Annotated in this window: 21 protein-coding genes; 13 read left to right on the top strand and 8 right to left on the bottom strand. The window is 58.3% G+C overall.

From position 1 onward, the window contains the following. Positions 1-3: 3 nt before the first annotated feature. The 3 genes from tnpC to sS8_RS04020 all read left to right on the top strand — a co-directional run bounded on the left by tnpC (position 4) and on the right by sS8_RS04020 (position 4,056). The gene (gene tnpC / locus sS8_RS04030) at positions 4-1,515 is read left to right on the top strand and encodes an IS66 family transposase (protein WP_119627853.1); all 1,512 of its coding nucleotides are present in this window, start codon (positions 4-6) and stop codon (positions 1,513-1,515) included. A gap of 623 nt (positions 1,516-2,138) precedes the next feature. After that, entirely contained in the window at positions 2,139-3,095 is a 957-nt protein-coding gene (locus sS8_RS04025) for an IS110 family RNA-guided transposase (RefSeq protein ID WP_119628531.1), read from the top strand. A 298-nt stretch (positions 3,096-3,393) separates the two neighbouring features. Next, the gene (locus tag sS8_RS04020; RefSeq protein ID WP_119628530.1) at positions 3,394-4,056 is read left to right on the top strand and encodes a Crp/Fnr family transcriptional regulator; all 663 of its coding nucleotides are present in this window, start codon (positions 3,394-3,396) and stop codon (positions 4,054-4,056) included. 293 nt (positions 4,057-4,349) lie between these two features. Here sS8_RS04020 and sS8_RS04015 read toward each other — a convergent pair whose 3' ends face one another. From sS8_RS04015 to sS8_RS04005, 3 genes are all read right to left on the bottom strand, one after another. Next, positions 4,350-5,420: a hypothetical protein gene (locus tag sS8_RS04015; RefSeq protein ID WP_119628529.1), complete on the bottom strand. Its 1,071-nt coding sequence runs from the start codon at positions 5,418-5,420 to the stop codon at positions 4,350-4,352. Between the two features lie 343 nt (positions 5,421-5,763). After that, the gene (locus sS8_RS04010) at positions 5,764-6,729 is read right to left on the bottom strand and encodes an IS110 family RNA-guided transposase (RefSeq protein ID WP_119632608.1); all 966 of its coding nucleotides are present in this window, start codon (positions 6,727-6,729) and stop codon (positions 5,764-5,766) included. Positions 6,730-7,060: 331 nt separating this feature from the next. After that, a complete protein-coding gene (locus sS8_RS04005) occupies positions 7,061-8,599 on the bottom strand; it encodes a serine/threonine-protein kinase (protein ID WP_119628528.1) in 1,539 nt (512 codons plus the stop codon). Between the two features lie 164 nt (positions 8,600-8,763). Between sS8_RS04005 and sS8_RS04000 the strand changes: the two genes are divergently transcribed. Both sS8_RS04000 and sS8_RS03995 read left to right on the top strand, forming a co-directional pair. Then, on the top strand, positions 8,764-9,951 hold the full coding sequence (locus sS8_RS04000; protein WP_119628527.1) for an NAD(P)/FAD-dependent oxidoreductase: 1,188 nt from the start codon (positions 8,764-8,766) through the stop codon (positions 9,949-9,951). 114 nt (positions 9,952-10,065) lie between these two features. Beyond that, positions 10,066-13,023 carry a transketolase gene (locus sS8_RS03995; RefSeq protein WP_119628526.1) on the top strand — a complete coding sequence of 986 codons (2,958 nt, stop codon included), beginning with the start codon at positions 10,066-10,068 and terminating at the stop codon, positions 13,021-13,023. An 816-nt stretch (positions 13,024-13,839) separates the two neighbouring features. Here the strand turns inward: sS8_RS03995 and sS8_RS03990 are convergent. The 3 genes from sS8_RS03990 to sS8_RS03980 form a co-directional block, all read right to left on the bottom strand. After that, positions 13,840-16,107 carry an autotransporter domain-containing protein gene (locus sS8_RS03990; RefSeq protein ID WP_119628525.1) on the bottom strand — a complete coding sequence of 756 codons (2,268 nt, stop codon included), beginning with the start codon at positions 16,105-16,107 and terminating at the stop codon, positions 13,840-13,842. 56 nt (positions 16,108-16,163) lie between these two features. Then, complete coding sequence (locus sS8_RS03985; protein ID WP_119628524.1) at positions 16,164-16,379, bottom strand: hypothetical protein; 216 nt, start codon at positions 16,377-16,379, stop codon at positions 16,164-16,166. 193 nt (positions 16,380-16,572) lie between these two features. Continuing rightward, on the bottom strand, positions 16,573-17,538 hold the full coding sequence (locus sS8_RS03980) for an NAD(P)-dependent alcohol dehydrogenase (RefSeq protein ID WP_170160943.1): 966 nt from the start codon (positions 17,536-17,538) through the stop codon (positions 16,573-16,575). A gap of 106 nt (positions 17,539-17,644) precedes the next feature. Between sS8_RS03980 and sS8_RS03975 the strand changes: the two genes are divergently transcribed. Further along, positions 17,645-17,884, top strand: a complete 240-nt coding sequence (locus tag sS8_RS03975) for a hypothetical protein (protein WP_119628522.1) — start codon at positions 17,645-17,647, stop codon at positions 17,882-17,884. A 188-nt stretch (positions 17,885-18,072) separates the two neighbouring features. Here sS8_RS03975 and sS8_RS03970 read toward each other — a convergent pair whose 3' ends face one another. Both sS8_RS03970 and sS8_RS03965 read right to left on the bottom strand, forming a co-directional pair. Continuing rightward, entirely contained in the window at positions 18,073-18,714 is a 642-nt protein-coding gene (locus sS8_RS03970) for a DsbA family protein (protein WP_119628521.1), read from the bottom strand. Positions 18,715-18,740: 26 nt separating this feature from the next. Then, positions 18,741-19,217, bottom strand: coding sequence for a hypothetical protein (locus sS8_RS03965; protein ID WP_119628520.1), 477 nt, complete (start codon positions 19,215-19,217; stop codon positions 18,741-18,743). A gap of 214 nt (positions 19,218-19,431) precedes the next feature. On the opposite strand from sS8_RS03965, the gene sS8_RS03960 reads away from it, so the two are divergent. The 7 genes from sS8_RS03960 to sS8_RS03930 all read left to right on the top strand — a co-directional run bounded on the left by sS8_RS03960 (position 19,432) and on the right by sS8_RS03930 (position 25,384). Beyond that, the gene (locus sS8_RS03960) at positions 19,432-20,148 is read left to right on the top strand and encodes a DUF2272 domain-containing protein (RefSeq protein ID WP_197716679.1); all 717 of its coding nucleotides are present in this window, start codon (positions 19,432-19,434) and stop codon (positions 20,146-20,148) included. 485 nt (positions 20,149-20,633) lie between these two features. Then, entirely contained in the window at positions 20,634-21,677 is a 1,044-nt protein-coding gene (locus sS8_RS03955) for an IS5 family transposase (RefSeq protein WP_119632595.1), read from the top strand. A gap of 476 nt (positions 21,678-22,153) precedes the next feature. After that, positions 22,154-22,657, top strand: a complete 504-nt coding sequence (locus sS8_RS03950) for a hypothetical protein (protein ID WP_197716678.1) — start codon at positions 22,154-22,156, stop codon at positions 22,655-22,657. A gap of 199 nt (positions 22,658-22,856) precedes the next feature. Beyond that, positions 22,857-23,066: a hypothetical protein gene (locus sS8_RS03945; RefSeq protein WP_119628518.1), complete on the top strand. Its 210-nt coding sequence runs from the start codon at positions 22,857-22,859 to the stop codon at positions 23,064-23,066. Between the two features lie 75 nt (positions 23,067-23,141). Beyond that, complete coding sequence (locus sS8_RS03940) at positions 23,142-23,678, top strand: helix-turn-helix domain-containing protein (RefSeq protein ID WP_119628517.1); 537 nt, start codon at positions 23,142-23,144, stop codon at positions 23,676-23,678. Next, entirely contained in the window at positions 23,569-24,075 is a 507-nt protein-coding gene (locus sS8_RS03935) for a transposase family protein (RefSeq protein ID WP_119628516.1), read from the top strand. Before sS8_RS03940 ends, sS8_RS03935 begins: the two co-directional genes overlap by 110 nt. A 799-nt stretch (positions 24,076-24,874) precedes the next feature. After that, the gene (locus sS8_RS03930) at positions 24,875-25,384 is read left to right on the top strand and encodes a hypothetical protein (protein WP_145986403.1); all 510 of its coding nucleotides are present in this window, start codon (positions 24,875-24,877) and stop codon (positions 25,382-25,384) included. The last annotated feature ends 167 nt before the right edge of the window (positions 25,385-25,551 follow it).

Below are 25,551 nucleotides of genomic sequence, written 5' to 3'. Positions count from 1 at the left end.
ATAATGGCAGCCATGAATGCCGCCGCTCTCGCCGAAGAAAATCGTACTCTAAAGGCCACCCTGGCCCAGCGCGAGGCGCGCATCGAACGGCTGGAATTCGACCTAGCGCAGCTGAAGAAGCTGCTGTTCGGCGCCCGTTCCGAGCGACTGGCGACCCTCCCCGACATCGACCAACTGCCGCTGTGGGATGAGGTGCCCGAGGACGCCCCCGTCGCCAGTCCGGTGGCGTTCAAGACGGTGGTGGTGCAATCGCCCGCCAAGAATCAACCGAAGCGCACCGCACTGCCGGCGCATCTGCCGCGAGAGATCGTGGTATTGCCGTTGTCGGCACAAGACCGGCAGTGTCCTGCCTGCGGTGAGGAACGGCCGGTGATCGGCTACGAAAGCTCCGAACGCTTGGATTACGTCCCGGCGCAACTGAAGGTCGTGGAAACGCGGCGGGAAAAGTGCGCCTGCGCGAAGTGCCAAGGGCAGTTGACCACGGTACCGGCCCCGCCGCAAATCATCGAGCAGGGCATCCCTCTGCCGGGTCTTCTGGCACATCTGCTGATGGCTAAATACGGCTATCACCTGCCGCTGTACCGCATCGAGCAAATCTTTGCCCACCAGGGTGTCCCCATTGCCCGCACCACGTTGTGCGACTGGGTCATCCAGAGCGGCTGGCAGCTGCAGCCCTTGGTCGAGCGGATGCTGGCGTTGCTCAAGCAACAGCCGGTGATCTTCTCGGACGACACCACTGTGGCGGTGCAGGACCGCGGCAAGACGCGGGAAACCCGGTTTTGGGTATACGCCGGCCACTCGCCGCCCATCGTCGTCTATGACCACACCGAAACCCGGGCGGGCAAGCATCCCAAGGCCAAACTGGAAGGCTACAGCGGCTACCTGCAGGCGGACGCCTATGCCGGTTACGACCAGATCTTCGCCGCAGGCAAGGTCCTGGAAGTGGCGTGCTGGGCGCATGCGCGCCGCAAGTTCTTCGAGATTGCCCGACAGACCGAGAACGGCAAGCGCATCAGCGCCCATGAGGCCTTGGAGTACATCGGCCGGCTCTACGCCATCGAACGGGAGGCCAAGGAACAGCAACTCGACGCCGAAGGCACCCGAAAGCTACGGCAGGAACAGGCGCGGCCGATCCTGGCCGAGTTCAAGGCCTGGCTCGAAGACCGGCTGCGCCAGCTGGCGCCCAAGACCCCCACTGCCCAGGCCATCGGCTATGCCCTCAAGAACTGGCCGGCGCTGGAGCGCTATACCGAAGACGGTCGCCTGGAGATCGACAACAACCGCAGTGAGCGGGCGATCCGCCCCCTCACCATCGGCCGCAAGAACTGGCTGTTCCTCGGCTCGCCCAAGGGCGGCCAGGTCGCCGCCACGGTGTTCAGCCTCATCCAAACCTGCAAGGAACTCGACCTCAACCCAGAGGCCTACCTGAAAGACGTCCTGACCCGTTTACCCACCACCAAGCAGAGGGAGATCGACAGCCTGCTACCCCACAACTGGAAACCAGCCAACGTATAAGGTCCTGACGGTTAACTGTTCGGCGGCATCAGGAAAAGACTGTCCTCCAGCGGACGCTTACGGAAAGACCGTTCGTGCTCCCCGCCGAAGGGATTCGAATTGTTTGATTTTCAAGTGCCCGTTGATGAAACCAAGTGCGCGATTGTGGAAGCAGACAGCCCGAACAACCGGGCGAATCCACGGCCGGCATGTCGGCGTTGATGTCAATGGGCGACCGTAAGACACGGGGTTGAAGGCGTGACGAAACGGAAAGTGAAGCCTTTCCGATTCGATCTGTGAGCGGTTTCTCCGGGAGCGCCGAAGCCGCCCTTCCCGACGTCACGGCCCGATCGAGCGTCTGCGTCGGCAAGGGCTTGCCGACCTTATATCTCGATTCTGCGTTCCACAAGAGGCAGAATCTCCGACTGATCATCGGACCCAGACGCTGGGCAAGACGTTGCCGACCTTGGGCCTGAAGCCCGCGCCGTAGATCGTCCCCCAGCGTCCCTTCCTCGCCATTGAGTTCGAACAGTATCGTAGGGCTGCCTTGGGCAGAACCCTGGATGGATAAGGCTGAACCCGGCAGGAGCGGTTCCGAGCGATCGGCCCCTTCATCGTTCCCGAACGAACCCCAAGGAGACTTCATGACGTTCACCCCCATCGGTATCGACATCGCCAAAGCCAAGTTCGACGCCGCCGCACTCCGCAACGGCAAGTACAAAACCAAGGTCTTCCAGAATACGCCCGAAGGGTTTAAGGCGTTCCTGGCCTGGCTGCAGGCCTTCCCAGCGCCCCACGTGTGTCTGGAGGCCACCGGCCGCTATGGTGAGGGCTTGGCCCTGTTCCTGGTCGACCACGGCCTCGCCGTCAGCGTGGTCAACCCCGCCCAAATCCACGCCTTCGGCAAAGCCGAACTGAGCCGCACCAAGACCGACAAGACCGATGCCAAGCTCATCGCCCGCTTCTGTCATAGCCAAAGACCTCTGCTCTGGCAGCCGCCTCCGCTGGCCGTGCGCCAATTACAAGCGCTGGTCCGTCGGCTCGAGAGCCTCCTCGAGATGCGGCAGATGGAACGCAACCGCCTGGACGGGGCCGACCCCACCGTACGCCCCTCCATCGAAGCCGTGCTCGCCACCCTCGACGCCGAGATCGCCGCGACCCAAACACGCATCCGGGAGCACATCGACCACGATCCGGACCTCCGCCAACGGCGTGACCTGCTCGACACCATTCCCGGCTTGGGCAATGCCACGATCCCGGTGCTGCTGGCCGCCCTGGGCGACGTTCACCGCTTCGAAAACGCGCGCAGTGTCGCCGCCTTTGCCGGCCTCTCGCCCAAAGAGCACCAGTCCGGAAAATGGAAAGGCCACACCCGTCTATCCAAAACCGGCGATGCCTTGCTCCGCAAAGCCCTTTACATGCCGGCCATCGTCGCCCGGCGCCATAACCCACTGATCCGCACCTTCTGCGAGCGCCTTAAAGCCCAAGGCAAGAACGGCAAACTCATCGTGGGCGCCGCCATGCGCAAGCTCCTCGTCCTCGCCTACGGCGTCCTTAAATCCGGTCAACCGTTCAATCCCAATTTTGCGCTTGCATCGTGATTCTGAAGACAGTATCTACGGGGTGCACGGTCGTAGGTCGGCAAGCCCTTGCCGACGAGGACGCTCGATTGGAGTCCGGTGTCTGGAAAGGATTTCCGACCTACGGGTGCTCGGTCGGCAATCCTTTCCAGACACCGGACATTTGTCGTACCGAATTTGGGAAAAATTAACAGAAATTCCGGCTGCAATCCGGCACGGTAACGTTCAGGTCAACGAACATCACCCAATGGTCGCGATACGCACTATGCCATTGCCTTAAGTAATAGAACTTTATCCCAGAGCCGAGGCTCATGCCGTTATGTCCGATGAGCTGTTGAAACAATTCAGAACAGTTCCCTACTTTGCCGAAATCAGCGAAGCCACGCTCGAGGAACTCGCGACCACAGCCACGACAAGAGCTTACCGTAAGAACGTGGTAATCATTAATGAAGGCGACGACGCCGGTCCGCTATTCGTCGTTCTCTCCGGCAAGGTACAGGTGTATCTGACCAGCGAGAGCGGACGAATATTCACGCTCTCGATTCAGGAGGCGGGGTCCTTCTTCGGTGAACTGTCATTGCTTGACGACGCCCTACGCTCCGCTTCCGTCATGACGCTGGAGCCGACGAGGTGCTGCATGATTTCGCGGACAGCGTTTCGGAAGTGGCTGGAGAAGCACCCGGATGCCGTTTTAAGCATAATCCGAAGTCTCAGCAAGCGGATCCGAATTCTGACCGACAGCGTGCGCGGACTCGCTTTATCCGATGTGTACGGCCGGCTCGCCAAGGTCCTGAATAATCTGGCGATCGAACGGGACGGAGAATTGGTGATCACCGAGCGGCCCAGCCTGCAGGACCTGGCTAATAGGATCGGGTGCTCGCGAGAAATGGTCAGCAAGGCCATGAAGGATCTGATGGGGCGCGGCTATCTTTCTGCCGATCAACACACGATCCATATCAGGCGTCCGTTGCCCATCTTCTAGGAGTTCCATTCGGTATTGAAAGGCATTGGGAATTAATCTCTCTCGGCAGGCCGTGGAACCGGGTCGACACAGGCAGCACGCATAGCTCGGGGATAGGCTTCAAAGCCGACTGCTTGTGATTGTGGGAAACGGCGCGTTCAAGCTGCCGCTGCGGCAGCTGTACCCGGCCGAAAACCCGCGGGAAAGCGGGAGCGTGGATCTCCCTCTTTCACGCCTCATCCCTCTCTTTGGTGGACCGCCGTAGGCCCGGTTCAAAGACTCTTATCCCGACGGATATCGCCGCTCGCGCCGAATTAACGCTCGCGAACATCGCCCGAAGATTGCGTGGTGTTCCTCATGAGGCGTTGGAGATCGTCCTTTCGGGCGAGGACCGAACGCAGCTGCAATAACCTGTTCAGAGCGCTGTACCAAAAAGGAGCGCCTAGACTCAGCAACAGGATGGAGATAATCAACCCCGGAAGGTTCACGTTTTGCCAGTTGTCGTACCAGTGTTTGAAGGAGGAAGGAGGCAAAATCACGCCTTGCTTGGCCAGGAAGGTCAAGTATTGTTTTTCGGTTTGTTTCGCCTCGATCTGCTTCGCCTCGGCCGATGCCGAAACGGCGTGCACCGGCATTGGCGCCGGCTGCTGTTCCCGCTCTTGTTCTCGCGCCAGCCTCACCGCTTCTTCGACGAACGCAGCCCGCATGGCGTCATCCATGGCGAATCGGTTGACCAGGGCGACCGTATCCAACTGCAGCACAACCGCCACCAGCGTTGCGCTGATGAAGGTCCAAACCCGAGCGCTGAAGGTAAAACGTTCGCTCACGCGATCGATGATGGAATCGAACCGCAGATTGACTTTTGCCAGAAACTCGCTGGCGGCTTCCTGCAACAGGGCGACGTTTTCGCGGACGTCGTTGGCCAGTTCCGGATTGGATCTTTCCAGTTGCAGCGCCACCATGTGAATCTTCTTCAGGATCCCGTCCGGATCCGTTATGCCGTTATTCGCCATTACTCTCTTCAAGACCTTAAGCGCCGTCTGTTGCAGCTCGTTCATCTGCCCGGCGGCCGGGTCTCGCGCAGCCAGGTCGAGCAGCATTTTGGTCAGTTCCTCGCGGTGAATCACTTCGCCGTACCGGACCACACCGAATAGCTTGCCCCCGCTTAGAATCGGACTTCGAAGAATCATTTTTGCGATTTCCTCGGCGAAGTGCCGTTCCACGCCCGGATCAAGCTGCTGGAGCAGGTCCACGAGTCCGCCTAGCAGGTGCCGTCCGCGACTCTGGCGGAGCGACAGCAGCGCTTGAGTCACCAGCGTCACCGCCATACTGACGATCAGCATGACCACGGAAAGTCCGATCAAAATATCGATCGATTTCAGCATGATTCCACCCCCTCGAGTTTCGGTATTATTCAGGACTTACGAAAAAGGGTTCCCGGTGCCTTCGATCAAAAGGAAGAAGGCACAAAATGCATAAGTCCCCTTGTTGTTTTTCCCGGGCCGGCGCGTTTCGGCGCCTATGGTTCTTCGCTCGAAACATCTTCGCGATAGCCGGTCCTCTTGTACGCTTCACGACTCCGCTGGCCTGCGCCTTTTCTGTCACACTTTGCCCCCGCGGGCAAGGTAATATTCACCAATCCCGGAGCACCGTACAGCCGCCGAGATGGGTGCGCCGGCAAGGGATTGCCGACCTAAGACCGTGCCCCCGTAGATACTGTTATCCGGGTCAAGTGCCATGGAGTGCTGGATCGAAGGGTTTTCCGGACTTGAGGACGCCGAAAGCGACCTGGAGGAGCTTGCGCATCATGGCACCGATGATGAGCTTGGCGGGCTTGCCCGAGAGCGCGAGCCGGTTCTTGAAGGGCTGGCCCCAAGCGGTCTTATACAGGATCACCATAGCCGGCATGTAGAGGGCTTTGCGCAAGAAGGCATGGCCGACTTTGGACAGCCGCGGCTTGGTTTTCACGCTCGTTCCGGACTCCTGCCGGCGCGGGTCGAGCCCGGCGAAGGCGACGGCTTGTCGGCTATTGGCGAAGCGGCTGGGCTCGGCATAGAAGGCGAGCAGAATGGCGATGGTGCGTTCCCCGATACCGGGGATGCTCTCGAGTAATTCGCGCTTTCCCTTCAGATCGGGGTTAGAGTCGATGTGCTCATTGATGGTTTTGATCAGGCTCTTGATCTGCTGATCGAGCCAATTCAGGTGTTCTTGAATGTTGGTGCGCACCGCGTCCCGGGCGACCTCCAGGCGGTTACTTTCCTGGGTCCGCAGGGCTTGCAACGCATCCAGACGCAACACGAGCGCGCGCAAGGCGATTTCGGCTTCGCTTCTCGCCTGCCAGGGAGGCGGATGGCGTTCGGCGCAAAATTCGGTGATGAGGCGCGCATCGACGGCATCGGTTTTGGTCCGGGTTAAGCGGGAAGCGGCATAGGCTTTGATTTGGGCGGGGTTGATGACGCTGACAGTGAACCCTTGGGTAGCCAAGCACTGGGCGACGTCTTCCCAATACACCCCAGTGGCTTCCATACACACGTGAACATTCCGTGCCTCTGGGCCGGTGAGCCAAGTGACGAGGGTGGCGAACCCGTCTTGGGAGTTGGCGATGACTTTGGTTCGGAACTTCCCGTTGGGGAGGCGTAACGCGCAGTCCAGTTTGGCTTTGGCGACGTCAATTCCGAGATAAAACGTGGGCATCATGAACCTCAAATGATCTACCTTGTGAATGCGGGCTGCCGGCAAGCCGGGCCGAAGATACTGTTCGATCGCTCGATGAGGGTGAGCGACTGCTGCATCGATCTACGCAACGGGCTTGGTGTCCCAAGGGCGGGAACGGCATCCAGTCGCTCAAACCTGGAGCGCCCTCCAGGCCGGTGGTGACCGGTCGGGAGTCTTCTCCAACCCCTTCCGAACCACACGGAATTCATAATACAAGGTCGGGAATCCTTTCCCGACGCCACCGCCCGACCGAGCATCTTTGTCCGCAAGGGCCAACTGCCGGTCGCCTTACCGCGATGTCGTTCCGGAATCAACGCTCAAGTTTGCCCTTGAGCTTGAGAAGCCCCTCGTGATTCGGAACCGCCTCCAGCCCGTCGAGCACTTTTTTCAGGCTCTCGACCCGATCACCTTGCTCGAATGATTTCCATGCTTCCAGTTCGAGGGTGTCGGCGATTTTTTGTACGCCGTTGGCGGCGTTTTCGTTATAGGGATCGATCTTGAGCGCTTCGCGGTATGCCCACAACGCATTGGCGCCGGTCGGCGCCGTCAGATAGCCGACCTCGAAGTGAATGTCCGCGAGTTCCAGCAAATCCATGAGTTTCGCCTGCTGCTCGGCGGTGAGGGTCGGCACGATCTTGGGCGGCGGCTCGATCTTGCGCAAGCCCATGTAAACGTTGCTGCCGACGGCGATGACCACGGCCGCAGCCGCCGCCCAGGAACCGTAGACCAGCGGGGACCGTTTCTGCAGATCGTCGATGAATTGCTCGGCCGTCGGGGTGCGGTCGTCGCGTTTGAGGGCGAGCGCCCTTTTGAGACCTCGCCATTGCTTGCCGTTCAAACCCGGTGCCGGCTTGGGCTGCAACTTAAGGTCGACCGCGACATCCGCCGAAATTTTCGCGTACGGATGTTTCCCCACCAGGAGCTCGTAGGTCACGCAGGCCAGGGCATAGATATCGTCGCGCGGGTCCGGCTCCTCATCCTTGAGCATCTCGTAACTGGCATAGGCCGGCGTCAGCGCGCCCAGGTCGCGGGCATTGAAGACCGTCGCCTCGGCACCCTTCTTGTCCGCTCGGCCCGCAGCGCATGCGATCCCGAAATCGAGCACCTTGACCTCGCCGTTTTTGTCGATGAAGACATTGCCCGGCTTGAAATCCGAATGGACGATGTTCTTTTTGTGGGCGTGGGCCAGCGCCTCCGCCATGCCCTGGATGATCGGCCATGCCTTCTTGAATGGCATGCCTCCCTCCGGCAGCTCCCTGATCAGCCGGTTCAGCGGCTGGCCCTCGAGATATTCCATCGACATGAAGACGTTCCGGCCGTCCCGGTCGAAGTCGTACACATTGATGATGTTCGGATGGGAAAGGGTCTGCGCTCGCTTGGTCTCGCGCTGAAGCGCGATGAGGGAAACCGGATTTTGCTGAAAATCCTCGTTCAGCACTTTCAGGGCGACATAAGGATCCCTGTCGTTGGCTTCTTTCTTGCGAAGGTCCAGCGCCTTGAACACCACACCCATCCCGCCCTCGCCCAGCACCTGCTCCAGCACGAATCGATCCTTGAGAACGTCGCCGATCTGCAAAGGCTTCAACGACGCGCCGGCCTCGGCCGGCACCGCCAGGATGCGGCCGGTCGTCGTGCCCATGCGGGTCGGATCGGCAGCATCGCCGGCCGCGGAAATTCCGACGGGACGTTGCGCCGGTGGTTCTTTATCCGCGAGTGCCGTCACCCGCGTCCTGTCCTCGTCATTTCCCCCGCCATGCAAGTGAGGCTCCTGACGACTTCCGGCGGACGAGGGCAGGATCCTGGTTTTGTCGACGGCATCGTCATCGGACGGTAGCTGAATGTCTGTCATGGGTATTTCCGGTGGGGAAGACTTGTTTCACGGTGGCAACGCGGCGCGTTGGCATTCTTTATGATAGCCCTTGCCGGAATGATGCGGAAAATCAAACATGCAACTCTCTTCTGGCAGATCAGTCTCATATTTAGTGCATAAGCGTGCCCACGGAGACCAACGATATGCCGCATTACGACTATCTCATCATCGGCGGCGGAATGACGGCGGATGCCGCGATTCGGGGCATCCGCGAGATCGACACCGAAGGATCGGTGGGATTGATCGGAGCCGAGACCCAGCCGCCCTACAATCGGCCGCCCTTGTCCAAGGGACTCTGGAAAGGAAAATCCATAGACCGCATCTGGCGAAAAACCGAGGAACGGGGTGTCGACCTGCGTCTGGGCCGGACCGCGAGCCGGCTCGACCTCGCCGCCAAGCGCGTCGCCGACGATCAAGGAACCTCCTACACCTTCAATAAGTTGCTGTTGGCGACGGGCGGAACCCCGCGTCGCCTCCCCTTTGGCGGCGACGATGTCATCTATTTCCGAACTCTCGAGGACTACCACCGTCTTCGCGCGCTGAGCGGGGAGAAACGGCGTTTTGCCGTCATCGGCGGCGGCTTCATAGGTTCCGAGGTTGCGGCGGCCCTGGCAACGAACGGCAAGGAGGCCATCATGGCCTTTCCCGAGGAAGGCGTGGGGGCACGGCTGTTCCCTCGCGACCTCAGCCTGTTCCTGAATGACTATTATCGCCAGCGGGGCGTCGAGGTACTACCCGGGCAACAAGTCATCGACCTCCGAAGAGAGGATGGACGGCTGCTAATGACCCTTCGCGACGGTAGCACCGGCCAGGAAAGCACGATAGCCGTGGACGCCGCGGTAGCCGGCATCGGCATCGAGCCCAATGTCGCGTTGGCGGAGGACGCCGGCCTTCCGGTGGAAAACGGCATCCTGGTGAACGAGCGCCTGCAAGCCGGTTCTCCGGACGTTTATGCCGGCGGCGACGTCGCCAACTTCTACAATCCCGCGCTGGATAGGCGTTTGCGGGTCGAACACGAAGACAACGCCAACACCATGGGCATGCGCGCCGGGCGAAACATGGCCGGCGAAGACCTGCCTTACCATCATCTTCCGTTTTTCTATTCGGACCTGTTCGACCTCGGATACGAAGCGGTCGGAGAAACCGACTCCCGCCTGGAGACGGTGGCGGATTGGTCTGAGCCGAACCGGCAAGGCGTCGTCTACTATCTGCGGGACGCTCGCGTCAGAGGCGTACTGTTGTGGAACGTCTGGGAAAAGGTCGACGCCGCCCGCGAACTCATCGCCCAACCCAGCCCGATCGAACCTCAAACGCTGAAAGGAAGGCTCTAATGAGACGCCTACGTCGGCACGGGATGGCCGAGCCGGCACAGTTTGTCTCAACCTCATGCCCCGGAACGTTTCGGCAGTATCCCGCGCCGCCATTCCCTTAGAACGGAGGACGCCATGAACCCGCTACTGAAACTGATCGAGCACGGCCAAAGCTACTGGATCGACAATCTCACACGGCGCATGATCGCCAGCGGCGAACTGGAATGCCGGGTACGCCGCGAAGGCTTGCGTGGCGTGACATCGAATCCGCAGATTTTCCGGAAAGCCATCGCCGGCACCGGCGACTACGATGAGCAGATCGAAACCATGATCTGCGGCGGCCGCCCCTGTCCGGAAGTTCGCGAGATCTACGAAGCGCTGGTGACCACCGACATTCGAAACGCCTGCGATATCCTGCGCCCGGTATACGACGCCAGCGCCGGCCTGGACGGCTACGTCAGCCTCGAAGTCTCTCCGCATGTGGCCCATTACACCGAGGCTTCGATCGAGCAGGCGCGGCATCTGTGGCGCCTGGTCGACCGGCCCAATCTGTTCATCAAGATTCCGGGCACCCTCGCCGGCCTGCCTGCCATCGAGCAGCTTCTGTTCGAGGGCATCAATGTCAATATCACCCTCCTGTTTTCCGTGGAACGCTACCAGGCCGTCGCCGAGGCTTACCTGAGAGCGCTGGAGCGGCGGCGCGAGGCCGGCTTGGCACTGGACGGCGCGGCCTCGGTAGCCAGCTTCTTTCTGAGCCGAATCGACGTATTGACCGATGAACTCCTGCGCCACAGGATCACCCCCGAAACCAGCGTGGAACTTCAACCCGACCCCAGGACGCTGCTGGGAAAAACGGCAGTCGCCAACGCCAAGCTAGCCTATCGCAGTTTCAAGCGGATCATTGCGAGCGATCGCTGGAAAGTACTGGAAGACAGAGGCGCGCGGGTGCAGCGCATGCTCTGGGCCAGTACCAGCACGAAAAACCCGGACTACGCCGACGTCATGTACGTCGAGCCGCTGATCGGCCCCCATACCGTCAACACCATGCCGGAAACCACCATAGACGCGTTTGCCGATCACGGCAGCGTGCGCGACACCGTCGAGGAGGGCTTGGACGAAGCGCGCGGGGTGATGGAGGACCTTGCGAAGCTCGGAATCGATTTCGGCCAGGTTACCGCCCAGCTCGAAAACGAAGGCATTCAGAAATTCATCGAACCGTACGACGCCTTGCTCGCAGGGCTTGCTGACAAATGCCAGAAATATTCGAACCGTCTCGGCGTCGCTCCCTTGCAGAAAGTGGCGCAGCAGCTCCGCCGTGATGTCATCACCATGACCACCGCAGCCGGGTCGGGTCACCCCACTTCCAGCCTGTCCTGCGCCGATATCGTCGCCGCCCTGTTCTTTCACGAAATGCGCTGGGATCCGGGCGACCCCGGCGCCCGTAACGTGGACTCGTTCATATTATCCAAGGGTCACGCGGCGCCGATTTTATGGGCCGCCCTCCGCCAATCCGGTGCGAGTCACGAGGACTTGAGTTCGCTGCGCAAATTCGGCAGCAGCTTCGAGGGCCATCCGACGCCGACCAACCCCTGGGTCAAGGTGTCGACCGGCTCGTTGGGCCAAGGCCTGGCCGCCGCCAACGGCATCGCTCTGGCCAATCGTCTGGATGGCATCGCCGCCCGGGTCTACTGCCTGCTGGGTGACGGCGAATGCTCGGAAGGCTCGGTGTGGGAAGCGGCGCAGTTCGCCTCTCTCAACAAGCTGACGGGACTGGTCGCCGTCGTCGATGTCAACGGCCTGGGCCAAACCGGGCCCACGCCTTACGGGCATCGAACCGAGGTCTTCGCCCGCCGGTTTCAGTCCTTCGGCTGGTCGACCTTCGAAATCGACGGGCACGACATGGAAGCCATTCTCGACGCCTTGTACCGGGCGCGGAAAAGCGGTCCGGCCGCCATTATCGCCCGAACCGAAAAAGGCCGCGGCGTGCCCTTCCTGGAAGGGGTTCACGGCTGGCACGGCAAGGCCTTGAGCCAGGAAGAAATGGACCGTGCGTTCAGGGAGCTGGGCGAAACCGGCGTCCATATGACCGTCGAGCCGCGCCGGGTCGGCGAGATCCGAAGTGTCGAAGCGGAACCGCCGCCGCCTCTGGAACCCGGCTATCGGCGGGGCGAAAAGGTCGCCACGCGCAAGGGCTTCGGGAATGCGCTCAAGAAGCTCGGGGAACACATGCCGGAACTCGTGGTGATCGACGGGGACGTGAGTAATTCCACCTACACAGAGCTCTTCGCCCGGTCATTTCCGAAGCGTTTTTTCCAAAGTTTCATTGCCGAGCAGAACCTGGTCGGAACCGCGCTGGGCCTGGCCGTGTCCGGCAAGATTCCGGTTGCGGCCAGCTTTGCCTGTTTTCTTTCGCGGGGCTACGACTTTATCCGCATGGCCGGCCATAGCCGGCCGCCGCATCTGGTGTTTTGCGGCAGCCATGCCGGCATTTCCATCGGCGAGGACGGACCTTCGCAGATGGGCCTGGAAGACCTGGCCATGTTCCGCTCCCTAGCGGGGAGTACCGTGCTCTACCCTTGCGACGCCGTCAGCGCCGAACGTCTAACGGAAAAGGCGCTAAGAACGCCGGGCATCGTCTATCTCCGCACCACCCGCCCGGCAACCCCGGTCATTTATTCCAATAGCGAAGCTTTTCCGGTCGGCGGCAGCAAAGTCTTGCGCGCCGACAAGGACGACCGGTACACGGTGGTTGCGGCCGGCATCACCGTGCACGAAGCGCTCGCCGCCCACGACCGCCTCAAGGAAAGAGGAATTTCCGTGCGCGTCATCGACGCTTATTCGGTCAAGCCGCTGGACGCGTCGACCCTGGGCCAGGCAGCGAGCGAAACACGCGGCATCGTGGTCGTGGAAGACCACTGGTGCGACGGAGGACTCGGCGATGCGATCGCCGCCGCCACCAATTCGACGGTCCCCGTACACCGTCTCGCCGTGAGCCGCGAGCCGCGCTCCGGGACGAAGGAAGAGCTGCTGGACCGGTACGGCATTTCACGGCGGGCGATAGAAGAAAAGATTGTGGCATTGGCCGGGCGTTGAACCTAAAAACTGCAGTTGGATTTCCGAAATGACCGCAATGCCCCATCAGCCGCCGCATTCCCTCACCCCAACCCCTCTCCCAGAGGGAGAGGGGTTAAACTCCCTTCTCCCGAACTTCAAAACGCCCTCTCCCTTTGGGAGAGGGTCGGGTGAGGGTCTTGGAGAAGGGCTGGGGATGAGGGCCTAGCACTTTTCAGGTTGAATCCAACTGCCGGATTTAGGTTGAAGCGTTGACACCGCGGCTCGGTGCATTTTCGGAAACGGCCTACGGTGCCTGATTGCGCGCCAAATTTAGAAATCGTCGGGAATCCTTTCCCGACATCACGGCCCGACCGAGCGTCTGCGTCGGCAAGGGATTGCCGACCTACGACCGAGCGCCCTGTAGGTCGGGAATCCTTTCCCGACGCCGTGCCCCGACCGAGCGGCTTTGTCGGCAAGGGCTTGCCGACCTACGATCGTGCACCCTGTAGGTCGGGAATCCTTTCCCGACGCCATGCCCCGATCAAGCGTCTGCGTCGGCAAGGGATTGCCGACCTACGACCGGGCACCCTGTAGGTCGGGAATCCTTTCCCGACGCCATGCCCCGATCAAGCGTCTGCGTCGGCAAGGGATTGCCGACCTACGATCGTGCACCCTGTAGGTCGGGAATCCTTTCCCGACGTCGTGCCCCGATCGAGCGTCTTTGTCGGCAAGGGCTTGCCGGCCTACGAATATTGGAGTCGATCTAACCTAGGGCGCCAACGACTTTCGCCAAGCCTGATGTGTCATATGCGTCGTTAAAGCGCACCCTTCTCGGCCTACCCCCGGAATGACGGTCTAAAACGCCAGTCGCACGCCGGCATTGACGGAATGACGGGTTTCGAAACGGTTATCGACCAAGGTCTCGTACTGGACAAACGCCGAGCCGCCGCCGGGCAGAACCGCCGAAACCGAGGTTCTGAGATTGACGTAATCCCGGTCCGGACTGTCGGTTCGTACCGTAAAGCGATTCCCGCCGAAGTCCTCGGCAAACCGGACGCCGATCAGACGGCCGTCCTTTTCGAATTCGTGCTCCCATTCCGCGCTGAACTGCGATACGAATACGCCCACCGCCGTGCTGGCCGTGTAAGACACGATGCCGCCCAGGGCCGTCGTTACCGAGTCCACGGTTTGCGCATCGATTTTGAGATTGAGCGGGTCCGCGCCGCGCTCCGTGTAGGCGTCGATCGTAGTCCGTCCATATTCCATGCGTCCGCGTAACCCGAGCGTCCATGGGCCCAGCGGGAAATCGTAGCCGCTATTGAGGCTGTAACGCTGCTGCCAGCCTTGGGTATCACTCCTGGCCCTCGCCTGCACCGGGCCGAAAGCATCGATGTAGGCGATATTCCGGGTCGCATCGTACTGGTTGTAGGTGCCGTTCGCCACCAGGTCCAGATACCAGCGGTCGGTCAGCTGATAGCTGCCGAACAGGGAAAACGTCGTACCGTCGATTTCGAGACCGCCCCCTTTCCCGACGGATTTCGATTCGGTATAGCCGTAACCTGCCGATACGCCCATGAGAAACCGTCGCGTGATCCAGTAATCGACCCCCGCCGTAAAGCCGTAGACCTTGGAGCTGAATCCCGGCTGCAGGCGAGTCGAGTTGCGGTCCCCGGCTTCGAACTGGCCGTTCACGAACACGCCCAGCCGGCTGAAACCGGAGGCCTCGTCGCCGCTCGCGCCCCCGGTGCCGGCGAACGGAAGCATGGCGGCCAGCCAGTTGCCGGGCAGGGTTTGTCCGTCGATGCGCAGCGTCAATCCGTTCACGCTGAATCCGGAACCGCCGGCCCTCAACTCCACCAAGCGCTGATTGACGTTGCCGACCTGGATTCTGGAAATTCGCCCGCCGCCGAGAGCCTGCGCGGCCGCTTCCTCCGGGCTGATGTTGGTGAGCGCTTCGGCTACCCGCTCCAGGCCGCCGGGCTGATCGAGCAGTTCCGTGAGACCTTCGATGCGCGTTTGCAAGGCTTCCGACCCGCTATTGGTGTCGAGGATGGTTTGCAGCGTCGTGGCCAAGGATTCTTGCCGGACCAGATCCCCGGCCGTATTCAGAGTGCTCCCGACGACCACGGTCACCGTTCCGGTACTTTCTCCGCTCGAATTGCTGAGGGTGTAAGTGAATTGGTCCTCGCCCACGAAATCCGCTTTCGGCGTATACACGACCTGGGTGGTTCCGTTCATCGCCGCTGTGCCGTTGGCCGGCTGGGAGACCGAGGCCACGACGATCTGATCGGGATTGCTGTCCACCACTGTGACGGTCACCGGCTGGCCGCTGGTGGTGCTGGTTTTATGGCTGGCCGCGCTCGGCGGGAGCGGATTGACCGTGATGGTCACGGTTGCATTGGCGCTTCCCGCCGGGTTGGTAACCGTATAAACGAACGTGTCGGTACCGACGTATCCCGCATCCGGGGTGTAGATTACCGATGTGCCGCTCGTAAACGCAGTGCCGTGAGCCGGCGCGGACACATTGCCGAGTTGCAGTTGCAGCCCGCTGTCGTTGTTCAGCACGCCGATCGCGGTCGCCTGGTCGCGCGGCGTGTCGGCGCTATCGTCCACGGCTGTCGGCGGTATGTTCGTATTGATCGTCAAGCTTGTCGAAAACGACGGATACTGATCGTAAGCCGTCCCGCCGGACGCAACCGTCTTGTCGCCGTATAGTACGGACATCCCGCTGAACTCCTGGCCGTTCATGTCGATCTGAAGGGGCGTGGCATAAGGCAGCAGGAGCTGTTCCGCGAAACTGCCCCGGATCTGAGGACTGCAACAGACGCCGCCCAGCTCTCCGTAAGTTTGCTCGAAAAGAACCGAATTGGCGCTCAGATCCGTGATACGGATATGACCGAAAGAGGCAGGATCCATGGTCCCCTCGGCAACGTGGACTTCCGCGAGTTGTCCGTCCGACTCGAAGGAAATCCCGCGCAATTGCAGGGAATAGAAGTTGGTGGCGATCTGATCGGCGAAGGGGATGAAGTCGGCGCGAGCCGGCTGGCCAAAAACAAGCACCAGCAGCGCGGTCATGCCGCGAGAGCAGCGCGTGCCGGGCATTCGGCGAAGAGCGTTCGACATCGCCCGGCAGCTACGAACTCAGGCCTAATCCAGCAGACTTGCGAACGAAGAATGGACTAATCGTCGTCGTCCATCAAATCGAATACCATCTCGACCGATTTCCCGGTTTTCGTGTTCGTAGCCTTGAAGGTGGCGACCTCGTTCTCTATTCCGACACACTCGATTTCGACGGGCGGATCGTCGTACTCGCTCTCGGGTATGTCCAAGCGATCCATGAGATCTTGATTCTCTTCCGCCGTCAATTCCATGTTGCCGTCCGAATCGATACGCATAAATCTGTAGATTGAGCAGAAAATAGATAATTGTAGCCGGTCCTTTCGATAAATTCAGATGCGATTAAGAAAGCTCTGAATAAGCCCTCTCCGGCTGGGAAAGGGTTGGGTGATGGCCTGTTGGATCAATCCGTTGCACAGCTCGCTTCTCCGAATGGGAGACTCAATCAGAGCTTCCTTGAACGCGTAACCCTCAGGACGGCCCCGTCGCTGCGGCGTGTATGTCGACAACAATCTTCCCCCGTGCATGTCCCGTCTGGCTCCGGCGATGCGCGGCATCCAGTTGGGCCAGCGGGAATACGCTGTCGATGACCGAACGCAGCCGGCCTTGTTCAGCCAGCGCGGCCAGGAACGCCAAATCGCGTCCTTTAGACTTCACCATGACGGCCCTGATCTTCTTTTTCGAGAAAAGGGGGAGCAGCAGCGCACGAAGCATCAGACCGATCCCGGGCAAGGTGGTGACATAAATGCCGTCCGGTTTCAGCAAAGGCTCGTAATGCCCGAAAGACGTGGAGCCCACGGTATCGAAAACCAGATCGAACGAGGCCGCGGGACCGAACTCGGTGGTCCGGGTATAGTCGATCACCTCATCGGCCCCGAGTTCGCGTACCCAGGATACATTGGCCGTGCTGCAAACCGCGATCACTTTCGCCCCGAGCGCCTTGGCGATCTGCACGGCGTAATGCCCGACGCCGCCGGAGCCGCCGACCACGAGCACGCTGCCTCCCTCCCGCAAACGCCCACGATCACGCAGGGCCTGGAGCGCGGTCAGACCGGCCAAAGGCAAGGCTGCAGCTTGATGATCGTTCAGCGTGTTGGGCGCCAGGGCGGCCGATCGCTCGTCAACCACGCTGAACTCCGCCGCCGATCCGGCATTCCTGGAGCCCAAACACGCCACCACCCGGTCGCCGGGCCGAAAACCGGCGACTTTGGCACCGGTCGCCACGACCTCGCCGACCAGATCCATGCCGGGTATGGACGGAAACCGCATCGGCACGAGAAAGCGTAAACTGCCGTTACGCAGCTTCCAGTCGATCGGATTGACCGAACACGCGGCCACTTTGACCAGCAACTGAGTCGGCGAGGGCTCAGGCTTCGGCACTTCGGCCGGACGAATCTTCGACGGATCACCGTAACCCGTGTATTGCATGGCTTTCATGAACATCTCCTTTGTCCTTTTTGCGAACGCGAAAAACGACTTTGCTCAGATTAGAGCGTCAAAATAGACAAAACCGCGGACTTTCGCTGAATTCAGGAGACTCATTATGACGGCACGGCATATTCAAATCGATGCGGATACGTTCGAAGCGATCAAGGCCCATATTCAGCAACAATTCGACACGCTCTCGTGGTGGCCGACCGAAGGTCCCGAACAGGCCAAACAGGAATATCGAATCATGAGCGCCAACCCGGCGCAGTTGGCTTACTGGTGCGAAAAATGGCTGAACCGCGGGCAATGGCGGCAACTGGAAAACGATGTGAGACAGCGGCTCCGGCGCGGTTAGCGTGTTGTAGGTCGGGAATCCTTTCCCGACGCCATGGCTCGATGGAGCGTCTTCGTCGGCAAGGGATTGCCGACCTACCATTTCGACCCACATCGCCAAACCCTGGTGAAAAACGCTCTAAAGCCTGTCTCGAGCGATGTCGAAAGGCTCGGTCCCACAAGCGCTCGCGCCACTTGGATGCGGCGGCACTATAAACGCGCGGCGATAGCCGACAAAATCCGGTTCGCATCTCGGTAATCCACAGGCATTTCCGAATATCCTTCGTCATGAGACAGGAGCAAGCTCGGAAAACTGCGGACCCCGAGTTCTCGCGCCCAGCGGATTTCTTCGAGCAATTCCACGTGTGTATCGGGATGCCGGAGATCCATCGCGAAACGTTTACTGTCCAAACCGATCTCTTCCGCCAGTTCGATCAAAGTCGAGTCGTTCGAGGGATTTCGGGCGTGCAGGTAATAGGCCTGTTGAATCGCCAAGATCATGGCATCTTCGTATTCCGCTCCCTGGCGGCGCGCGGCGATCACCGCTCGGCAAGCCGGGTAAGTGGAACGCCGTGGAACAGTTTTCGTCCAGAACTCGAAATTGAATCGCGTACCCGGCACCGAATGTTCTATCGTTCGCCAAATGCTCTGAATCCTTTCGCGCATCTCGGCCGGCATGGGCACCGTACTGTCCGGCGCCAAGCCGCCCAGGACCTGTTCGATCGCCACGGAAGCCGGCAACCGGGCACGCACGCTCGACCACACCGGTCTGAATGCCCAGCACCAACTACACGTGGGATCGTGAAAATAAAGCAGCGCCACACCGGAGGCCTTAGGTCGATTCGATAACACTGCCTTTCACCGAATGAACTCGCCGGCTAATCCATGTCCGCATTCTGCTCTAAAAAGTCCGCCCATTGTCTTGAAGATATCGACTTCAGATAAGCGTTTGCCATTTCGGGTGTGAGCAGTTCGATCAGAACGCGGTTCTCCACCCACACCTCGACCACATCGAACAGATCGCCCCGATTGCAGGTCACGGCGCGCCAGCTTTCTCGGGCGGCAATGTTCTTGATCTGCTGCTCGGTTAGTTCGACCGAAATGGCGGCGTGGGTGGCCGTAAACGCCGAAGACGCTTCGTTGTCGACCGAAGCGACCGGTTCGCGCTCGAGCCCGGGCTTGAGCTCGGTGCCGAGGGGATAAACCTCGATCGCCGTACGGTGCGGATCATCGGCGATGGCAATGTAGCTGCCGGTGAAAACGGGAAATGGGAAGGAAAGCCCTCCCAGCAGTTCCGCAAGAACCGCCGCCACGTGTTCGGGGTGCCTGGCCGCGATAGAAATATGATGAATCATCGGTATGTATCCGTGAGAATGAGAGTCTCTGCCGGGGACGGCTGCGCCCCTTCGACTTGGCTCAGGACAGGCCCTTCGACTTGGCTCAGGACAGGCTTATCCCGGCTGGCCTCGAAATCATCGGAGGCCGGGCCGAAATGAGCGCGGAGTCCCCATCGGCCAGCCTATCGAAAATCGCCCAAGATCGGCAACTATGAGAACCATTTTCTTTCTTATGTTTCTTACCTTATCCGCCTGCGGACTGCTGCCCGGAAAGCCCGCGCACAGGGCTGGGGCGCCCACGCCCTCTGCCGGCGTTTTCGAACTTCCGCCCATCAAAGACAGAATTCTCGCGCTCGCGCTCAGCGAGTGGCTTTATTTCGGCCGCCAGTCCGTCGTCCACGATGGTGACAGGGAAAGCATCCCGCTGGTCGGATTCTGGGAGGACGAATCCCCTTACGCTCAACGGATCAACCAGTACTGGCGTACGGTGGACCGCCCGGAACGTACCGGCCGAAATTGCGAACAGCCCTGGTCGGCGGCGTTCGTCAGCTGGGTTATGGCCACCGCGGGCGTGCCGAAAGATCGGTTTCCGCCCGCGGAAGCCCACTGGATCTATCTTTCTCACATCATCCGAACCGCCGATACGCCAGGGGCGAGCTTCGTACCGAGAAGCATACGCGACTATACCCCGCGTCCCGGCGACCTGATCTGCGCGAGCCGCGGATCCTCGACCAATCCCACGCCCGCTGAACTGCCTCCCCTCGACATCATTGAGAACAGCAAACTGCACTGCGACATCGTCGTCGCAAGACGTGGTCGGGCATTGGAAGCCATCGGCGGAAACGTCAGAAACTCCGTTTCCAAGAACATTTTGAAACTCGACAGAAATCGACATTTGCAACCAATCCCTCGAAGGCCCTGGATCTTGGTGATCGAGAACCGGTTATAGATCACCCCATTACCCACATCTTTTTACAGCTTTTAAATCAATGGGTTGCCTGCCACGCCAAAGTTCCGATTCAAGGCGATGGCCCACTGGCGCAAGCCGAAAATCAAGCACTTGGATCGGCGCGACTGGCCTGGCCTCCATAGGCAAAGGACTTGTGGGTAATGGGGTGGGTTATAGATGGCGGATGGCACGGGCATTTCTTTCCCTATATGCGGGATAGGTACGGCGCGGATACCGGCGCCTCCAACGGCGTTTCCTGATTTGATAAGAACGGCAAAAACAGTGGGTTGTGCTAGGTTTATTTATCTGTATCTCAGTCGACGAGCCAGCCTTATGGTTTAGGTATCTCTGCCTCATGAGTCGAGGCGCCTCTCAGGTCGGGGAACGTAGGGCACCTCGAAAAACCTCCTTGGTCTGCGCGCGCCCGGTAAAATAGGACCTGTAGCCAATCAGTGTGTTGAGTCCCAGACATGACCAAACCGAAGATGCCAAAGTCTCCGAAGAGCGCGATCAAACCCGATCTGTTTGCGGCCGATTTGCGCAAGCAGAAGATCGACCGGATGGGCGATCCGCTGGTGGCCTTCGAGACCCACATCGACTTTGCGGCGCTTGCCGCGGACGTGGATCAGGCGGCGCCCCGACCGGTCAGCCCGCAAGGCGGTCGTCCGCCGTTTCCCACCGAAACGATGGTGCGCATCCTGTTTCTCAAGCGGGTCAACAATCTCTCGGACGAGCAGATGGAATACCAGTTGCTTGATCGGATGAGTTACCAGCGCTTCTGCGGGCTGATGGACTCGGCCAGCATCCCGGACCGCACCACGATGTGGACCTTCGAGAACCGCATCGGCGAGGTCGGCGCCCAGGCGCTGTTCGACGGCATCGAGCGGCAGTTGCTCAAGCATGGCTACATCGCCCGCGGGGGGCATATCATCGACGCCACCCTGGTGCCTGCGCCAAAGCAGCACTTCAGCAAGGACGATAAGGAGATGCTGAAGGAAGGCGCGATGCCGGCGGACTGGAGCCCGGCCAAGCGGCGGCAAAAAGACCTGGACGCCACCTGGACCAAGAAGCACGGCAAGAGCCACCACGGCTACAAGCTCTCCATCAACGTGGACAAGCGCTACAAGGTTATCCGCAAGATCGAGACCGGCACCGCCGCTACTCATGACAGCCAGCACTTTGAGGCGGTGTTGAACACTAGCAACACCAGCCGGGACGTCTATGCCGACAAGGGCTATCCGAGTGCGGAACGGGAAGCCCAGCTCCAGGAAGCGGGTTATCGCAACCACATCCAGCGCAAGGGCCAGCGCAACCATCCGCTGTCCGAACGGCAGAAACAACGTAATCAACGCATCGCCCGGGTCCGAGCACGGGTCGAGCATCCCTTCGCCGCCATCGCACAAATGGGCGGCAAGTTTATTCGCACCATCGGCCAGGCGAGGGCGAACTTTGCCATGACGATGATGGCGGCCAGCTATAACCTGAAGCGGCTGGTTTACCTGAAACAGGCGGGTGTCGTGGCCTTTTGAGGCCCACCCTCGCCCGAAAGGCCCCCAACGCGGGCGATTCGGGGAAAATGAAAAGTGAAATGGCGACAAGAGCGTGAGGGAGTCGGCTCGTGTGCCCGCCCGGTCAAAAAATTAGAGCCGGGTTTTCATCAAAATTCAGGGTTTTTCGAGGTGCCCCGTACTCGTTTTACGTCCGGCACAGTTTTGATGGAGATTCCAACTGCGGAATACGTGGGAATGAACGGGCACTAGCTTTGGCTGGCATTTTTTAATGTTCTTGAATGCATACCGATTTGCGCAGGGCTCATAGCTCTCAGCGCGGTATGCGGAATGGATTGTTTCCATACGGTGGAATAATAAAGCACCCAATTCTGCCCTACTCCGACCGGATTGGATTTCAGGAATGACACAAGGAACAATGTTGGATATTTTTGAATTTTGGATCCGATTTCATTTTTGATGTCGACTTTTAGTTAGGAAAACAAGGGAGTAACCGAATGAATCAAGTTTATGATAGAAGTGCATTAGAAGGTGCTTTATCGGAGATGGAATCTGTGGCAATGAATTTTGCTCACAGATTTATCAGTGATGGCAAGGTAAGGATGAATTATATCAACCAAACCAGAAAACTGGCACAAGAATACCGAACAAGGGTTACTTCTGGCGCGATCTCCCCGGAGGAAGCGGCCAAGCAGGTACAGGTTATACGAAACCAAATTCTCGAAGCTCAGCGCTTACGCACAAGCGACATCGGTAGGGCCATAGCAATTAAGTTAAAGAACACAGGGTTGACACTTACCGAGCTAACGGAAAAATACGCACAGAGTAAGTTTGGCACATCATTTTCAAATCTGTCTGCCGCGAAACAAAACAAAGTATATCTCGAAATTATTGATAGCTCAGGTAGAGCAAGACCTTCTATGAATGCGGCTGCCAACAGACTAAGCAAGCTAGGCGAGGGCTTTTGGTCGTTACAATTGGGGTCGCTGTTTATAACATAGCCTTGGCAGAAGAAAAGGCAAAAGCTACAGCAAGGGAGGGCGTGATTATTGGTGGTGGTCTCGCTGGCGGAGCCGCAGGTGGCGCAGTGGCGGGACTTGTTTGTGGGCCAGGCGCACCCGTTTGTGTAACTGTCGGCGTGTTTGTTGGCGGTGCCTTGGGTGCTCTAGGTGCAGACTTCATGTTTGGGTGGATTTTCTAATGAGAATTAAGGAAACAGAAGAATTTAAGGTCAGGGACATCATAGAAAAGCCAGACACGACACCAAAAATTTTGCTTGAAAACACGCAATCAAAAAAACAGGTCGAGGTTTTAGGAAAAATTCTAGAAGCGCAATATCGCATTGGTGACAATTTTCTCGTGTTAGTTACAGAGGGAAACCCGTTCGAAGAGGCTCTATATATATACTAGAGTTGTACCTGATGCTAATGCATGGTATTGATAGCCCACTTGTTTCTCAAACAAATCCGAATATAAAAACCTTCCATGATCTACGACAAATTTAGCCAAATAACCGATGACCGCATCGTGGCATCGTTGATTGGAATGCCCAAGGCGAAGTTCACAGCCCTCGTCAAAGTATTCGAGTCGGCCGCTCAAGCCATCGATCGAGAGCGTGTCGAAAAGGGCGAGATAAAACACGTCAAACAGGGCGGCCCTAAAGGTTATCTTGATTCTTACGAGAAAAAGCTGTTTTTCGTTTTGTACTATCTGAAAACCTATCCCACTTTTGACGTTCTGGGCTTTCATTTCGGTTTTAGTGGCGGACATGCCCATGCCCATGCCCACATCGACCGGTTGCTGCCGGTTTTAGTGCGAGCGTTGACAAGCCTCAACGTCATGCCGGAGCGCACGCTAACAACCCCAGCAGAATTCTCTCAACTCATTGATCAATATAAGAACATAGCGATCGATGGCGTGGAGGTCGCTTGCGTTCGACCCCAAGATGAAACTGAACAGGAAAAGCATTACAGCGGAAAAAAAAAGACATACGCTCAAATCCCTCGTAATCTCCGACTTTAATCGAAGGATATTGTTTTTGTGTTGCATTGTGGCAGGCAGCGTACATGACTACACACTCATGAAAGACGTCTTCACGCCGGGTTCAGCGTGGTTCGAAAAGGTCAATTTATGGCTTGACTTAGGATTTCTGGGCGCGGACAAAGATTATCAAAGTACCCAAATATATCTACCCCACAAGAAACCTAGAAAATCCAAGAAAAACCCTAATCCGACATTGACGCCTGAGCAGAAGAAACAGAACAGAAAACAAGCCGCCACGCGGGTCATCGTTGAGCATGCCATCGGTGGCATGAAGTTCTTCCACTGCTTGATGCATCGGATTAGAAATCATCTGGGTCACTTCGTGGATTATTTTTTCTCACTTTCCGCCGGGCTTTGGAACTACAAAATCTGTTGATTTACAATTGTTTAGCATCTGAAACAACTCTACTATTTTAATCGATTGCGTCGCCATTTTTTGCGAAACCTTTTGGGACCTCCAAGTCACCAAAAGGAGCAAAAAATTGGCGACGAGTTATTGCCTTCGGCGCCCCGGCCGTCCCCGCTCGTCTGGTCCGGACCCAACAAGGGGTCCGGACACCGCTCGCAGATCACTCGACGCCCGGTCGCGATGCCTTGTGTGAGACCTCCGACCGCCGCTATCGCGTCGACCTTCGGTCTCACACCCGGCGCTCGGGCTTCCGGGGACTACTCGACTCGCTCGCTCACTCGCTCCATGTCTCGCAGCGAATGAATTACGGATACTAGATTCTTTGGAGCTTTCTGCGATATATGCAGAAGGAATGCTTAGAAGGGTTTCGGTTGCCGATTCAGATACGATTCAATTTTCTTTTTTTGGAAATGATGAGCAATGGATGCTAAAAATATTGCCTAATCCTAAATATATAATTTGTGGCAATAAATATCCGGTCAAAAGAAGATCATCAATCTTTCATAGAGGCTGGCTTAGCCTAAAAAAGTCCTAACAAGGTTCTACACTCGGACAAATTCTTTGCTGCACTTCAAGTTTGCCGGTAAGCGCAGCGTTATGTTTACAGGGACGCGTATGCTCATTCCACAGAGCCGTAGGGTGCGGTGACGACAGGAACCGCACAAATCGCGAACGATTCGGTTCGTTCCTCACCGCATCCTACTGTCCTGGTATTTCTTTAATGAGCCTGAAATGTTCGATTCGTCATCATCTATAGGATTGCATAATGCAAATCTCTAGGAAGCTCGGATTTATACTTATCCTGTTCTCGTTTGTATTTCTCCGGGTTGCTTTAGCTGGAGGACCAGCTGAATCGGGAAATGTGGACAATACTGAACTGGTTACGCTAATAAGACATCCAAGCGACCGATTTTTCGACGGCAATTTGACGGTGAACGAACTTCAAAATAAGTTGTCCGTGACCGCAGAGCGGGCAGAGAACAAGGAGTCTTGGTATCTGAATAGCGTAAAATACAAGCTGAGAGTCACTGCCGAAGCTCGGAGCATAACCGCCAGGGTCGATGCTCTGGAACTCCATTCCAGCAATACCAGGCAGTTAGCACTGAAAGATATCGAAAAGATTTTCGGCCATTCACGAGGTCTTGCGCGGAGCCGGGATGCTTGGGTGAAATTCGATTCCTGGAAAAGAAATAACGATGGACATATTTCAGTTACAGCGCAGCTTTATGGTCCGCCGGAAAACGAATCGACCACCTGTTATAACACTCAAGCTTAGACGAAAATAGTGCTTCATAGAGCGTATTATTGAATCGGTCTGTCTCACTGAGTTTTGTATTTGTTATTAAGCGTTGCCACAACCCGTAGGCTGGGTTGGAGCTTGGCGGAAACTCAGCGCCTCAAGGTATCAACTGGGCTTACGCTATCGCTTCATCCCAGCCTACA

The organism is Methylocaldum marinum (assembly GCF_003584645.1).
Classification (GTDB): domain Bacteria; phylum Pseudomonadota; class Gammaproteobacteria; order Methylococcales; family Methylococcaceae; genus Methylocaldum; species Methylocaldum marinum.
This window is presented reverse-complemented; position numbering and strand designations above follow the sequence as displayed.

What these genes read in the sequence shown, in the direction of transcription:
- tnpC (WP_119627853.1), top strand. Translation starts at nt 4, where the DNA reads ATGGCAGCCATGAATGCCGCCGCTCTCGCCGAAGAAAATCGTACTCTA.
- sS8_RS04025 (WP_119628531.1), top strand. Translation starts at nt 2,139, where the DNA reads ATGACGTTCACCCCCATCGGTATCGACATCGCCAAAGCCAAGTTCGAC.
- sS8_RS04020 (WP_119628530.1), top strand. Translation starts at nt 3,394, where the DNA reads ATGTCCGATGAGCTGTTGAAACAATTCAGAACAGTTCCCTACTTTGCC.
- sS8_RS04015 (WP_119628529.1), bottom strand. Translation starts at nt 5,420, where the DNA reads ATGCTGAAATCGATCGATATTTTGATCGGACTTTCCGTGGTCATGCTG.
- sS8_RS04010 (WP_119632608.1), bottom strand. Translation starts at nt 6,729, where the DNA reads ATGCCCACGTTTTATCTCGGAATTGACGTCGCCAAAGCCAAACTGGAC.
- sS8_RS04005 (WP_119628528.1), bottom strand. Translation starts at nt 8,599, where the DNA reads ATGACAGACATTCAGCTACCGTCCGATGACGATGCCGTCGACAAAACC.
- sS8_RS04000 (WP_119628527.1), top strand. Translation starts at nt 8,764, where the DNA reads ATGCCGCATTACGACTATCTCATCATCGGCGGCGGAATGACGGCGGAT.
- sS8_RS03995 (WP_119628526.1), top strand. Translation starts at nt 10,066, where the DNA reads ATGAACCCGCTACTGAAACTGATCGAGCACGGCCAAAGCTACTGGATC.
- sS8_RS03990 (WP_119628525.1), bottom strand. Translation starts at nt 16,107, where the DNA reads ATGTCGAACGCTCTTCGCCGAATGCCCGGCACGCGCTGCTCTCGCGGC.
- sS8_RS03985 (WP_119628524.1), bottom strand. Translation starts at nt 16,379, where the DNA reads ATGCGTATCGATTCGGACGGCAACATGGAATTGACGGCGGAAGAGAAT.
- sS8_RS03980 (WP_170160943.1), bottom strand. Translation starts at nt 17,538, where the DNA reads ATGAAAGCCATGCAATACACGGGTTACGGTGATCCGTCGAAGATTCGT.
- sS8_RS03975 (WP_119628522.1), top strand. Translation starts at nt 17,645, where the DNA reads ATGACGGCACGGCATATTCAAATCGATGCGGATACGTTCGAAGCGATC.
- sS8_RS03965 (WP_119628520.1), bottom strand. Translation starts at nt 19,217, where the DNA reads ATGATTCATCATATTTCTATCGCGGCCAGGCACCCCGAACACGTGGCG.
- sS8_RS03960 (WP_197716679.1), top strand. Translation starts at nt 19,432, where the DNA reads ATGTTTCTTACCTTATCCGCCTGCGGACTGCTGCCCGGAAAGCCCGCG.
- sS8_RS03955 (WP_119632595.1), top strand. Translation starts at nt 20,634, where the DNA reads ATGCCAAAGTCTCCGAAGAGCGCGATCAAACCCGATCTGTTTGCGGCC.
- sS8_RS03950 (WP_197716678.1), top strand. Translation starts at nt 22,154, where the DNA reads ATGAATCAAGTTTATGATAGAAGTGCATTAGAAGGTGCTTTATCGGAG.
- sS8_RS03945 (WP_119628518.1), top strand. Translation starts at nt 22,857, where the DNA reads ATGAGAATTAAGGAAACAGAAGAATTTAAGGTCAGGGACATCATAGAA.
- sS8_RS03940 (WP_119628517.1), top strand. Translation starts at nt 23,142, where the DNA reads ATGATCTACGACAAATTTAGCCAAATAACCGATGACCGCATCGTGGCA.
- sS8_RS03935 (WP_119628516.1), top strand. Translation starts at nt 23,569, where the DNA reads ATGGCGTGGAGGTCGCTTGCGTTCGACCCCAAGATGAAACTGAACAGG.
- sS8_RS03930 (WP_145986403.1), top strand. Translation starts at nt 24,875, where the DNA reads ATGCAAATCTCTAGGAAGCTCGGATTTATACTTATCCTGTTCTCGTTT.